This window comes from Paenibacillus amylolyticus, from assembly GCF_047302515.1.
Taxonomy (GTDB): Bacteria; Bacillota; Bacilli; order Paenibacillales; family Paenibacillaceae; genus Paenibacillus; species Paenibacillus amylolyticus_G.
Genome location: NZ_CP168019.1, coordinates 1629163 through 1642939, shown reverse-complemented (window position 1 = coordinate 1642939; position 13777 = coordinate 1629163). Strand labels below are relative to the sequence as shown.

Genomic DNA, 13777 nt, shown 5'->3' with positions numbered 1-13777 from the left:
AAAAAAGAGTATCCAATCAGAAAACACTCTGTTTGGATACTCTTTTTATATAAATTCAACTCATAGATCGGAAGCTTATTCCGGCATCTACAGATCCAACAACAGCGACACAAGCAATCCCATGGATGCAATCAAACCTACAACAGGCCCACCTTCTTCAAAGGCTTCCGGCATCATCGTCGAGCAGATCATAGCAATGATTCCGCCACCTGCAAATGCACCAATCGCTGCACCCATCTCCTCTGGAAGCTGCTCCAGAAACAGATATCCACCCAGTGCTGCAATCGCGGAGATCAACAGTACACTCAGCCACATTAATATGATTTTGCCACGACTGTACTTGCCCTGTAGTCCAACCGTACTGGACAGACCTTCAGGAATGTTGCTGACAAAGATGGATACTACTAGGACCACACTGACACCGTTACCGGCCAGTAAGCTGGCACCAAGCATGATGGATTCCGGGATAGCATCCATTACTGTTCCTGCAAAGATCCCGAGCCCGCTTTGGTTCGATTCTCCGGACTTTGCCGAACGTTTACGCCCTGCGCCTCCCTTTGCAGAAACGAGCAGGTCAAACAGGGTATACACGACGGCACCCGCCGTAAATCCAATGGCGGTAGGTATAATTCCTCCATCATTCAGCGCATCTCCGAGAAGTTCAAAGGTCGCTGCACCAATTAATGTTCCTGTCCCAAAAGCCATGATCCAGCCAATAACTCGTTTGGGTATCTTCAGAAACAATGCTGCGAGTGCGCCAATGACAACCGCTGAGGCAGAGATGCCGCCCCACATGAATGCAGTCCACATCCGGGCCGACCCCTCTCTTGTTTAATCATATTCTATCATTCCATTAACCCAGGTTGAGCAATCAAAAACAGTGATGTGGCTTTACGGTGATCTATATCACCTGATGTGTTTAAAAATCACGTTATGATGAAATGATGTCGTCGTTCAGAACTATGAACATAGAGAGGAGAGATTCTCATGAGTAGGGTAAACAAAGATACAACAGCGGAGTTTCTACAACAGTTCCCCATCTTCCAGGACCTTAGCCCCGATGAATTAAAACAGGTCGAAGATATCGCCATTTCCAGAAGTATTCAGAAGAAATCGGTTATTTTCAGCGAAGGAAGCGAAAAAGAAGCTGTCTTTTTCATCCGTACCGGCATTGTAAAGGCTTATAAAACCGATGAGAACGGGCATGAACAGATTGTCTCTTTCCTCAAAACAGGAGATATGTTCCCACACACCGGCTTCTTTAATGCGCATCCTTACCCGGCTACCGCAGAAGCCATTACCCCTACCGAACTACTAGCCATACCTGTCCGACTTTTCGAACGATTAATGCTGAATACACCTTCAATTGCGATCAAAATTATGCGTGTACTCGGTGATAAAATAAGAGAATTACAGGATAAATTGCAGGTACTATCTGGTCAGGATGTACGCAATCGTGTGCTTTCCTTCCTTCTTATGCTCGCAGAGCAGCACGGACATATGCATGGAGACCAAGTTATCATCAACCTGCCCATGACACATCAGGAGTTTGCCAATTCCATTGGTACAACAAGGGAAACAGCGAATCGGCTTTTAAACCAGCTTACAAAAGAGAATTTGCTCGAAGTGGATCGCAACCAGATCATCATTCATGATTTGCAAGCTTTGAAGCAACAAAGGGATACGTGACCACCCTGCACTCAGGTATGCTTTTTGTTTTGTTTGGAGAAGAGTATTCTTAAAAAAATAAATAAGGAAACTCCAGAATAGAGTTTCCCTTATATTAAGTGCCGATCAGTGAATCATTCTATCGATTCCTTGATATTAGATGTTAGATGTCCTTTGCATAGGATGCTGCTGGCACTTTGTTTAACACCACGAACAAACGAACTTCCTGATCTCCTGTATTATGGAATGCGAACTCGACTTCACCGCCGCAATGGATCACATCCTCTTGTTTCACCGCTTGTTCTTTTCCATCCAGAATAAGTGTGCCTGTGCCTTCAACCACAAGCAAAATAACATCTGTTCCCGGATGTTTATGAACGGGAAGCTGTTGTCCTGGCAGAAAATGAAGTACAAAGGTCACTCCACCACCCTGTTGGAATAAAACACGTTTCGTAAACCGGTCCTCACTAAATGTTTTAACTTCTTGCAATGACGTGATACTCATCATAATCGTCCTCCTCGATAATATAATCTGTGAATGCATTCATCTTATCGCAAAAAAGCCCGCGTTTCCTTGATCTGAATCAAGAAATGCGGGCAATGAACAACTCATGGGTCGGTCCTCATGACCGTTTGTTTCTAAGATGGTTACACCATCATTTTGCGCAGAGAAGCGATATATCTCGAACGTATAATGATGAAATAAAACGTCTGTGCAAGTACAAAGGCACCAAATACAGTCAATACCGGCATCGTATAATTGGTAATACCGAATTCAGTCAGGAATGGCTTAACTACAACCAAAGTTTCAATGATAGCTACCCCGATCGGTAAAAAGAACAGAATAGCAATCTGAACGGTGGATGATCGTTTCATTTCCTGGAAACTGAGACCCATTTTCGAAAGAGAATGCACCATCCTTCCATCCGCTTCAAGATCGGTATGCAGTCTGAAATACAGAAAGCTTGCAGAAGAGATGGAGAAGATTAATCCGATAAATATGCCCAGAAAGGTAAAGAGTGCTGTACCCTGTCTGTATCTCTCAAAATCTCCATATCGAGTGGTCAGAAACCCGGAGTAATTCTCATCCGAAGAAGCATTATCGCTTCTAATGGTATCTGCGGACGACAGGAGCTGATCGCTAACCATGGCTTCCGAGGAGTGCCTGTCAGGTACAGCATGACCCCATGCAGGAATCTGATACAGAACTTTGCCAGATAACCTGTTTCCTATGATCTGTTGTGTGATCTCTTCATACTTCTCATCTGGGAGGACAACTACACCTGTTGAATAGATCAGGGTTGCAAACCGTGGCTCAACATCCGTAGCTTTAACTATTGCTTGCATTGAGCCAGCTTCCAGATTCAAGGTCAAGGTGTCTCCTTCCATATAATTGCGAAACCTGTTGCGATCAATCTGAGCCTGATCCTTCTCACTACGTGAATCTACGAACAATGCTGAGTCTGAATCCAATTGGAATGTCTTTTTTCCTAGGATTGTATTGAATCGGTTGTAATGACTGAGCGACATGACCGAGACAGCACTCTGATCCGCATCAGACCAGAAGTACTCCAGATACATTTGCTGATAATCCAAGCCCGCGGCTTCGAGTCTCGAATCAATAGTGCTCATATCCATTTGATCCGAAGGTGTGTACACATTGTATTGAATTGCAAAATCGTTGTTTGTAAACTGCTCCCGGTTCTCCTGATCCAGTGACAAAATTACAACTGCACTCATTGAAGCAATCGCAATCACCACGGTCACCATAAAGAGCATGCGGGCATTATCCTTCATTTTATAACTCATCTCTGAGATCCATAACAGACGTGTACCCTGCCATACGGTTTTACGATTACGTTTCAATAAGCGAATGATCAGGACAGACAGTTGAGAGTAGAAAAAATACGTTCCCGCTATCCCTGTTACAGCTGCAGTCATGATGGTTCCGCCATTTAACCCGCTGCGGAGTACCACAAAACCTACTGTAAGTAATGCAAAACCCAAAAGTGAGAAGAACCATGAAGCTTTGGGCTCTTTTTTAGGTTTATTGGTTCCCGTCAAAAGTTCTAACGTCCGTTTGTTTCCGATAAAAACCAATGTGAAGAGTGAAATGCAGAAAAATAATAACAGAAAGGCCCCGATCGTAATCAGAATCGCTTTCACCGGAAAATAAAAGGGCAGATCATCCATCCCGATAAAACGAGTGGTTAACATCAGGAACAGCTTAGACAACAACATACCTCCGCCGATACCGGCAATAATAGACAGGCAACCGATCAACATGTTCTCCAAAATGACCAATCTCCGAATCTGCCTGGGCTCGGCACCAAGTATGGTCAGGATGCCAAACTCTTTGTTCCGTGATTTGAGAAATGCACTGATGGAATACATAACAAAGAAAAATGCAAACACATACACAATAACCGAAGCGATCTGCATCCCCGTAGCGGTTGTGTCACCCATTGGCAACTCTGCCACATATGGATGATAGATAAATACCGCATACGCGAAGAAAATCATGACCATAAACACACTACTTAGAAAAAAAGCAATATACGCTCGCCCATTACGGCGAATGTTATTAAACGCGAACTGAGGAAAGCTCATGTGAATTCCCTCCCCAGAAGGATAAAGTATCAATGATACGCTGGAAGAACGTCTGTCGATTATCTCCGCGGTGTACCTCGGCTGCCAGTTTTCCGTCCTTGATGAACACGATGCGGTTGCAATAACTTGCCGCAAGCGGGTCATGTGTGACCAACATAATGGTCGTTTTCTCCTGCTGGTTCATCTGTTCAAGCGACTCCATGACCGCTTGGGATGACGTAGAATCCAGGGCACCGGTTGGTTCATCCGCCAAAACAATCGAAGGCATATTGATCATGGATCTCGCAATGGCTGTTCGTTGTCGCTGTCCGCCCGAAATTTCGTAGACTCGTTTATCCAGAATGTGATCAATCCCGAGCTTGGCTGTAATGCGATGTAGTCTGCTCTCCATCTCCATCAGTTTGACCTTGTCCAGTGTCAATGGAAGTACAATATTCTCAGCAACCGTCAGCGTGTCCAACAGATTGAAATCCTGAAAGACAAATCCGAGTTCCCGACGTCGGAACATGGCAAGTTCTTTCTTTTTCATATCAAACGGGTTCATACCATTAATCAGCACCTTGCCTGAGCTGGGTTCATCAATGGTGGAGACCATGTTTAACAATGTGGTTTTGCCACTGCCCGACGGGCCCATAATACCCACAAACTCACCTTGCTTGATTGTCAGATGAATATCACTAAGGGCTTGAGTCTGCACTTTGCCCTGATATACTTTGTTCAGTCCTGATACCTGTAACATTTCCATGCGTAATTCCCTCCTAATCATTCTTTATACCTTAATTCTATTCTTATCCTAACCGACCTCCCCTAACGGTGCTATCGAATTACCTTAAACTTCCCTTACAGCCCGTTTAAGGTTCTGTTCCCCTGCCTCCTCTAATCACAATACTGTGCATTAAAAAAGCACCTCGCCCATGGGCAAAGCGCTCTTCACTTCGGATATTTCGAATGAATCCAGCTGAATCTGACCAACGTTCCCTCATTCGGCTCCGAAAACAACTCCACACGGTTATCCAGGCGGGCACTGATCTCACGGACCAGATATAATCCCATTCCCGTAGATTCGTGGTATTGTCTGCCCCGTTCGCCTGTAAAATAGGGATTAAACACGCGATGAATATCTTCGGACGAGATGCCGATCCCCTCATCCTGAATGTCCAGGATGGTACGCTCTTCCTGCTTATAGCCTGTAATGATCACTTTTTTGCCTGATTTGCTATCGGAATAGTTCACGGCATTGGTCAAAATCTGGGTGAACATGAACCGCAGCCACTTGGAGTCACTGTAGATCTGAAGTTCACCCTCCATACGGATATCCGGCGTAATGCCTCTGCGAATAAACAAACGTCGGTTCTCTGCAATGCTACTCCGAAGCACCTCATGCAGAGACAACAGCTCCACACGAAAATCCCCTTCGAACTGTTCAAGCCTTGATGAATGCAAGACCATTTCAAGTCCTTTGCGCATTTTATCCAGCTCATCCTGAATACTGCCAGCCGTCTCATCGTCCACATCTTCCAAGGTCAGTTGGATAATGGACAACGGGGTCTTCATCTGATGAACCCAGCGATTCATGAATACCACCTGCTGTTCCTTGCTAGTACGTAACTGCCCCATCTCGTTCTGCCGATTACGCTCCAGTTCATGTAACAATTCCTGGATGGCTTCCGCCACGACCGAATTTCCAAGCGTTTGGAAAGGCTCGTTTACCAGATTACGTGGTTGTTGAAGCAGACGGTAATATGCTCGCAGCTGGAAGTAACGAGTGACCAGATAAACCATCAATACCACGGTACTGATCAGCATGCCATAAAGGACAATCTTCATCGGACGGCCCTCACCAGAGAGCCAGTAGACACAAGGAACCAGCAGCATCTGTAACACATAAAATCCGACTAACATCTGGTGGTCTTTCAGGAAAAGTCTCATTTCCCTTCTCCCTGTGCGGATGAACCCAGATCCAACACACGATATCCCGCTCCGCGAACCGTCTCCAAAATCTCTTCTGCACCCAGCTCCTTCAACTTCCGGCGAACACGTGTAATATAGACATTCAACGTATTATCATCGATAAAATACTGATCTTCCCACATCTGTTCTAACAATTTTTCTCGGCTGACAACTCGCCCTGCCTTCGCCATCAGCGCTTCCACCAGTATCGCTTCCTTCTGTGTTAGCTCGGTAGAACGCTCATCATATTCCAATACAAATCGCTCAGGATAAAGGATCATGGGACCGTTCTTCACCTTCACTTCCTGTTGAACAGCAGCGTAAGAACCATAGGCTCTGCGCAGCTGACTACGGACTTTGGCAAGAACGACTTCATATTGAAAAGGTTTTGTAATATAATCATCCGCCCCATGTTCCAATGCCATAATCTGATCCATACCACTATCACGAGCCGATATGAATAAAATGGGACATATGGAATGTGTGCGTATCTGCCTACACCAGTAGTATCCATCATATTGAGGCAAATTCACATCCATCAGCACAAGGTCCGGCTTCACTTCCACAAATTCATCCAATACATGACGAAAATCATCTGTGACCTGTACCTGGAATCCATTTCGGGTCAGATAAGCCGCCAGCAATCCTGCAAGCTTGGCATCATCTTCAACCAACAAAATCGACTGCATCGTTAACCCTCTTTCCGTTTCCTGACGTCAGTGTATCACATCTAGTTACCCATTCTAGTCGGAAACGGCTTGAAAATAAAGGTTTAGACCACGAGACGTCCCCTCTTCTCTGCCAACCCAATGATAGCTTCCACCCCTGAATTAAACTCAAGAAAGTCCTGCTCGACCCCATCGCTGAAAATAACACCATCCTCTGGCATCTGGGATACAATGTGCAGTGGTTGTTTTGAATGGATCTGTCCAAACACGAGATTGGCCGCTGTCGTCCGGCTCGGGAACGGTTCACGTACTGAAAAATATAAGTAAGGCGCATCCCAGTTAAAATGATTCAGCTCTTGCTTGCTTCCATGAATGGATGCGGATGCTGTAGCGACCTCCGCTTCTGAATTCATGTTCTGCCAAGCCGCCGATCCTACAATTCCGGTGGCTCCGGCCAGCACACTTTTGAACCAGCCTGTCGATCCCATGCCTGTAGATACAATGATACCACTGGAAGATTGTTGTTCTGCGGATGTACCCAAACGCACTTCATAACGAGCCGATACATGTGTCTTTCGACCAATGAACAGATCGTTCACACCATATAGATACTGCCCATCATTTAGTTCTACTTTGGCGAGAGTGACTTCTTTCAATGTTCGTTGCTTTCGAATGACATCAGGAACAATGAAGCTTAGATCCTCCACGGTGAAAGGTAATAACACGCCATCCCAACGCATCGGGTCCGGATTCACACCGATGAGCGGCTGCTCGGTTACGTATTTGAGGGTGTTGGCTACAAGCCCATCCTGTCCAACCACGACCACGATATCCTGCTCTCCAAAGATAAAATTGGGTACATGTTCGCGATCAATCGTCTGAACCCGTCCCAATTGACCCAATTGCTGCTGTGCCTGCTGCACAGATTGCCGATAACGACGGTCTTCCTCCAAATAATCACTGAAGTCTGCGCCCAGACGTTCAATATAGAACTGAGCTTGCTGCACCGTGTTATATCGAACCACCAGTTCCTCCAGTCGGGTCCGGCGCTTCACCAAAATCAGCTTGTGTTCGCTCATTCGATCATCTGCCGTGGCCTGCTGACGTACTGATTTCCCTCCCTGCTCTGCTTGCTCTCTTCTTCCTAGCCTCATCTCGCTCTGCCTCCTTGATCTCTGCCCGACGTGGGAGACATTAATCCCTGCAACAGATCTGGCGAGATATTAAGCTGCCCAATCTTGCCCGCATTTTCAGCCAGTTCCTGGAACGCGAGTGCGATCAGCTTATCAGAATTCATGCCCATATTTGCCATTGCTTGCAGTACATTTGGCTGTACATTTTGCAATGAGTTCATCACGGCAGCAATCTCATACGCTTTGGCATCTGCCTCGGCATTGTGATTGGCAATGGTTAACTCAATCAGCTGCTGCTTACGTTCCTCCATCGCTGTATTAAACTGAAGCTGCTCCTGCTCCATCTCATTTTGTTTTTGTTTCACCGAGCGTTCTGCCTGCAATTGGGTCTCACGAATTTGCTGTTTCTTTGTCTCCACGGCGATTTCGGTGTTCAGTTCGTTCTCTTTCACTCGTCTTTCCTGTTCAATCGAGGCATTGCGACGTACATAGAGCGCTTCATCTGCCTGACGCAAAATCTCTTCCCGCGCTTGTGCTTCCAATGCACGCATCGTCTCTTTATTAGGCAGAATGGCCAGAATCGATAGACTCATCAACTCAACGCCCAGTTTCTCCAACTCTTCACTTTGCACAACTTCGCGTTTCATGCTGCTCGCCAGCCGTTCACTGGATTGAATAGCTTCTTTCAGCGGCATTTGTTCCAGATGTTTCTTGGTCAGTACTTTGGCAATGGTGATTACCCGTTGGTCCAGCTTACCGGGGTCGTCGGAGATATACCGATTCTTGCGCAAATTGTACGTGTAATTCAGGCTCTGGGTTATTTTCAGGTAATCCACAATGCGATAGCTTAATTGCCCTTGCACAGTAACCGTCTGATAGTCCGCTGTAATCTCTTCGAACATGAATGGTACATCCACCGAGGACACGGGTAGAACCACTACCGATGTGGTCGGCTCATAATAATAGAAGGACAATCCGACACCTTGACGTTGTACCTCACCATTTTTCACTTTCATGACATACTCACTGGGTTGAAATTTCGCGAATCGGAATCCAAACATGGCTCATTCCCCATTTCTTAATATTGTCGTTTTGATATTATCGAAATGATAACAAATGAATTAGATATTGTCAATACGACATTAACAAAATGTTCATATGCCTATTTAGAGAGGGGGATGAAGTCTTACCTCATTTTTTCCGCAAAAAATAAAGAGACCGAATCAAATGATCCGATCTCTTTACCTGCTTCGTTATTTTCTATTCATGCATGCTGATGATGCACCAGGCATCCTTCATAATCAAAAACGGACTTTTCGAACTATCTCTAATACAGTTGTTCCATCAGTCTCGCGACTGCAACAGCCCCTTGTGCACGGTTCGCTGTTTCTTTCGGAGCAAACGTGCCATCAGGCATGCCATTTAGCAGTCCAAGTTGTTGCATCGAGGCTACAGCTTCTTTGGCGTATGCCGCGATCTCGGCATTGTCTACAAACACCATATTTCCTTGTACAGCATTGGTCGCATCCTGATCATGTTGCACAACCTTCAGTGCTCTGTTCAGCATAACGGCCATATCTTCTCGTGAAATACGTTCATTCGCTCCAAAGCTTCCATCTGCTCGGCCTTGAATTATTTCCATTTCCATTCCAAGTCGTACTGAATCGGCATACCACTGCCCTTCCTTCACATCCGTTGGGACTGAAATAGATGGATCCGGCTGGCGTGTATCACCAATACCTTTAATAATCATTTGCAAAAATTGTGCTCTGGTCAGTTCACCTTGCGGGGCAAAACGAGTTTCGCTCATCCCCGTAATAATTCCCTTACCGTATAGGTTCTGCACTTCTTGGAGAGCCCAATTGTAATTTTGCAGATCATTTAATGGCACTTCAACTTCTGCAATGACATAACTGCCGGATCCCAGCGGTTTAAACGTCATCGTTTTGGTCTTGTCATCGTACTTGGAATACGTAACAGGTTTCATTTCTCCACTTGTGGATATGGAATGCATAACCATAGCTACATCATTTTTCTTAGGTTGCTCCACATTGGATAGGGCAACTTCTACCGCTCTGTTTGTCCATTGCAATGGCTTATTGTTCATTAACAAATTCACATCAACAATCGTATGATTTCCGATCACTGCTTTTTGAGATGTGGACAGTGTATCTGTCGATCCTTTTGCAACTACGATGTCGAACGTTCCCGCAGTCTCCGCAATGATTAGCGGGAGTGATCTTAGAGGAACACGAACGGTAGTCTGTCCTACGACTACATCCAGAGATTTTACTTCCTCGGAACGAATCCATGCCGCAAGTTGACTTGCACCCAATTGGAATGTGACTGTCTTGGCTGTGTCAGGCACATCTGCAATCAGTTCCAACGTACGATTTCCTGCATCCATGGATTGCAGTGCCTGAGTTAATAGGGATACATCTGGACGAATCGAATACTTGTCATCCCCGGTTGCTGTTCCTTTTACTGTTATTAGACCCTTCGCTGGCGGATTACCAGGTTCAGTCGGTGTTGTTACAGCCGGATTCCCCGTTGAAGGGGCTGTTCCCGGGTTGGACGGTTGTGATGGTTCACTTGGTTGGGATGGCTGGCCAGGGCCAGGTGTTACATCTTGACGTACAAGTTTACTCACAGCATCTTGTAACGCACGATCCGCATTGCTCACATCTTGCGTTGAAGTTTCAACATCCAGAATGAATGCCTTCGCTTTAGAAAGCGCCTTACTGAACACATTCCAGCTTGATGTCGTGTATTCGGTTTGTTTTAATTTCTCAGAGGCATCTACAGTAGCTTGCAGTGCAGTTTTGTCTGCCGGGAACGTACCGTATGCTTCAAATTCCATGAATCCTACCCATGTGGGACCTGTTTTAATCGTTACCCGAATATAACGTCCCTCCGTGCCTTCTGGAAGTACATGGCTAGGTGCGGTCGATACAACAACATCACTTGTGGTGTCCACTACTTTCACAAAATTTTTGTTATCATTGGACACTTCAATCGTATATTTGATACCACCACTCCACATCGACATTTCGATTTTGCGGAGGTTAGCAACCTGACCCAAATCCACTTGCCACCAGTTATCCTTACTCTGGTCTGTTCCCCATGAAGTGTTCGGATTGTTGTCAATTGCACCTTCAGGAGAGTTGGCTTGATTGCCTCCTGTCCCTGCACTACTTGAAGCCGTTGCCGTTTTTCCCGTTGTTAAAGCCTCCAGAGAGACCAGATTAGTAAAGGCTTGTTTCAACGTACTCAGTGCTGAATTCACCTCAGACTGGACAACAGCATTGTTATCTCGGACCTGGATCGCTGCCTGCAAAGACTCTTCCAATACAGACCAGCTCCGGCGTGTATAGGAAGATTTAGTCTGCTGCTGCATTTGTTGAATGTACTGGTGCAGTTGTGTTTTGTCCACATTGGATAGACCTTGAATGGCATCATGCAAACGTTTAACCGCTGTATTCGCATCCGTCTGTGTTGCTCTTGGATCATTCAAGACCTGCTCAGCGCCTTCCAGCGCTTTGGTCAATACCGCCCAAGTGGCCGCAGACCAGTCAGTCTGCTGATACGTACGCGCTTCCGCTATTTTGGCTCTGAGCTCGTCAAGCTGCGGGGTGATAACCTGCATTTGCTGCATCACACGTTCCAATGCTGCTGTCGCTGCATCTGTATCTGCTTGAGTCACCCCGCCCGGCGTGTATGCCTGTTCGTATATATCATTCGCTGTCGAGATTGCCGGAGCCAGAGTCACCCAGCTATCCAGAGTAAAATCAGTCTGTACCAATGATTCGGCTCGTGTAAGTGCCGCATCAAGTTGCTGGCGGTCTGCGGGCAGAAGACTCAATCCACGTTTGTACACATCAAGGGACCATAACGCTCTGCCTTCATACGAATGCCCGCCGTTGGCTGGAAATTCATCGTAGTCAAACATCGCTTGGTTCTCCCATGCATTACCTTCGGATGCAATCCAGCCTACTCCCGCCGGAATCCACGCTGGCTCCCAGTAGAAAAAACCTGCGCCATGATTTCCTGGCACGTTCGCAATCATGTCCATAATGCCAGCGATGGCATCATATTGACCTTGAACGGTTGCGGGGAAGTCTGCTCCCCCTACATGAAGCGCTTCATCCGATCCAATGATATTGCCGTGTGCATCCCCGTTTTTATATGAAAATGGATACGAAGTCTCGGCAATAATCACGTCTTTTTTGAACTTGTCAGATACTTTATTCATGGTCTTCTGCACATCGGCAAATGTCCCATGCCAGAACGGATAATAGGAAAGTCCGATGATATCGTACTTCAGTTCGCGTTTCTCCAGCTCACTGAAATACCAGTCGAACGTATCCACCTTGCCACCTTCAGCCAGATGGATCATAATCTTCACCTTATCCGCGTTATTGGTGATCTCTCCTTCTACTGCACGTACAGCATCAATTCCGCTTTTTAGCAGTGCAACATTTTGCTTAAAATCCACGTCACTGCTCAAGCCGTTCAGAACACCACTGTTGATCTCATTACCGATCTGCACCATATCAGGCATGGCGCCCTCTGCTTTCATTTCTCCCACAACTTCATACGTATAGTTGTATACAGCCTGCTTCAGCTCTTCGGGGGAAAGACCTTCCCAAGCTTTGGGACGAAGCTGCTGGCCCGGGTGCGCCCACTCATCCGAGTAGTGGAAATCCAGCAGGATCTTCATACCTTTTTTCTTCACCCGCTCGGCCAAACGAATGACATCGTCCTTGTCGTTGTATCCCCCTGATTTCTGTGGATCATTCCACAGACGAAGACGCACATAATTGACACCGCGATCCTTGAGAATATCGAGCAAATCACGCTCTGTACCGTTGCTGTCCACGTATTTTCCGCCTTTGTCCTCAATCGCAGTCAACGTGGAAATATCAACACCTCTAACATAGTCTGCACGATATCCCTCAACGATCACCTTAGCTTTAAGCTGAGGTTCTGGAGGTGCACCATATACAACTCCTGTTACCGTAAATTCGCCTGCAGAGGCGTATTGCATAGGGTCGATATGATCCCAAGTCACAGGTACCATTCCCGATTTTTCATTCTGAAACTGTGCCTTTACCTCGTTGGGCAGAATTGGCGCACTTCTGGTCACCGTTCTCACTTCGATCTCATCATATCCTTTAATATTGGCTGGTTCAGTTCCTTCTGCTTCTCCCCACACTTTGAACTCCAATATTTCCGGCCAAACTCCCTCACCCTTGTAAAAGGAGATGTTCAGTCTGATGTACCGTACATCATTCTGCTGAAACGTCAGATCAGCGATCTGTTTGGGATCGGCATTTTCACTTTGATCAACAACTTTGGTCCATGCCTGCTGGTCAGCAGACGTTTCTACCATATATTTCACAACCGTGTTTTCTCTCCACGTTATTTCCGCTCCGGACAGATTGTAGTCTTCACCCAGATCAATCATTGCCCACTGTGGTTGTTCGGAGGTAACTCCCGCCGTAGCAGTCCAATGCGTGTCACTTTTACCATCAACCAAGTGCTCCTTTTTACTCTCCCACTCCAAATATTCTGTGCTTACCGAAACCGCCTTGTTAAGTGCCACGTTCACTTTTGCATCTTCTGCAGCCGCTGGACGAACCATCAACCCCAGATCACAGAACAGCATTAGTAATACCAGACACCCGCTTATGTACCTCTTGTTCACTCTTGATCTCCCCCTTTTTGTGTTTGATTGTTCATGGATCA

At 46.2% G+C, this 13777-nt stretch carries 10 protein-coding genes; 1 reads left to right on the top strand and 9 read right to left on the bottom strand.

The features are described 5' to 3' along the window. Positions 1 to 87 precede the first annotated feature (87 nt). The gene (locus tag ACDJ59_RS07310) at positions 88 to 810 is read right to left on the bottom strand and encodes a ZIP family metal transporter (RefSeq protein WP_413408107.1); all 723 of its coding nucleotides are present in this window, start codon (positions 808 to 810) and stop codon (positions 88 to 90) included. Between the two features lie 177 nt (positions 811 to 987). On the opposite strand from ACDJ59_RS07310, the gene ACDJ59_RS07305 reads away from it, so the two are divergent. Then, positions 988 to 1689 carry a Crp/Fnr family transcriptional regulator gene (locus ACDJ59_RS07305; protein WP_413408106.1) on the top strand — a complete coding sequence of 234 codons (702 nt, stop codon included), beginning with the start codon at positions 988 to 990 and terminating at the stop codon, positions 1687 to 1689. 142 nt (positions 1690 to 1831) lie between these two features. Here the strand turns inward: ACDJ59_RS07305 and ACDJ59_RS07300 are convergent, their stop codons facing one another. From ACDJ59_RS07300 to ACDJ59_RS07265, 8 genes are all read right to left on the bottom strand, one after another. Next, the gene (locus tag ACDJ59_RS07300; RefSeq protein ID WP_413408104.1) at positions 1832 to 2176 is read right to left on the bottom strand and encodes a cupin domain-containing protein; all 345 of its coding nucleotides are present in this window, start codon (positions 2174 to 2176) and stop codon (positions 1832 to 1834) included. A 140-nt stretch (positions 2177 to 2316) separates the two neighbouring features. Beyond that, positions 2317 to 4278 (bottom strand): ABC transporter permease, encoded by a 1962-nt coding sequence (locus ACDJ59_RS07295; RefSeq protein WP_413408103.1) that lies wholly within the window; start codon positions 4276 to 4278, stop codon positions 2317 to 2319. Continuing rightward, a complete protein-coding gene (locus tag ACDJ59_RS07290) occupies positions 4253 to 5023 on the bottom strand; it encodes an ABC transporter ATP-binding protein (RefSeq protein WP_413408102.1) in 771 nt (256 codons plus the stop codon). The genes ACDJ59_RS07295 and ACDJ59_RS07290 overlap by 26 nt, the downstream gene beginning before the upstream one ends. 185 nt (positions 5024 to 5208) lie before the next feature. Beyond that, entirely contained in the window at positions 5209 to 6207 is a 999-nt protein-coding gene (locus ACDJ59_RS07285) for a sensor histidine kinase (protein WP_413408101.1), read from the bottom strand. After that, positions 6204 to 6917 carry a response regulator transcription factor gene (locus ACDJ59_RS07280; protein ID WP_413408100.1) on the bottom strand — a complete coding sequence of 238 codons (714 nt, stop codon included), beginning with the start codon at positions 6915 to 6917 and terminating at the stop codon, positions 6204 to 6206. The genes ACDJ59_RS07285 and ACDJ59_RS07280 overlap by 4 nt, the downstream gene beginning before the upstream one ends. Positions 6918 to 7000: 83 nt before the next feature. Beyond that, complete coding sequence (locus ACDJ59_RS07275; RefSeq protein ID WP_413409740.1) at positions 7001 to 7975, bottom strand: sugar kinase; 975 nt, start codon at positions 7973 to 7975, stop codon at positions 7001 to 7003. 71 nt (positions 7976 to 8046) lie between these two features. After that, positions 8047 to 9090 (bottom strand): SPFH domain-containing protein, encoded by a 1044-nt coding sequence (locus tag ACDJ59_RS07270; protein WP_413408099.1) that lies wholly within the window; start codon positions 9088 to 9090, stop codon positions 8047 to 8049. A 266-nt stretch (positions 9091 to 9356) separates the two neighbouring features. Further along, positions 9357 to 13736, bottom strand: a complete 4380-nt coding sequence (locus tag ACDJ59_RS07265; protein ID WP_413408098.1) for a glycosyl hydrolase 53 family protein — start codon at positions 13734 to 13736, stop codon at positions 9357 to 9359. Between the last annotated feature and the right edge of the window lie 41 nt (positions 13737 to 13777).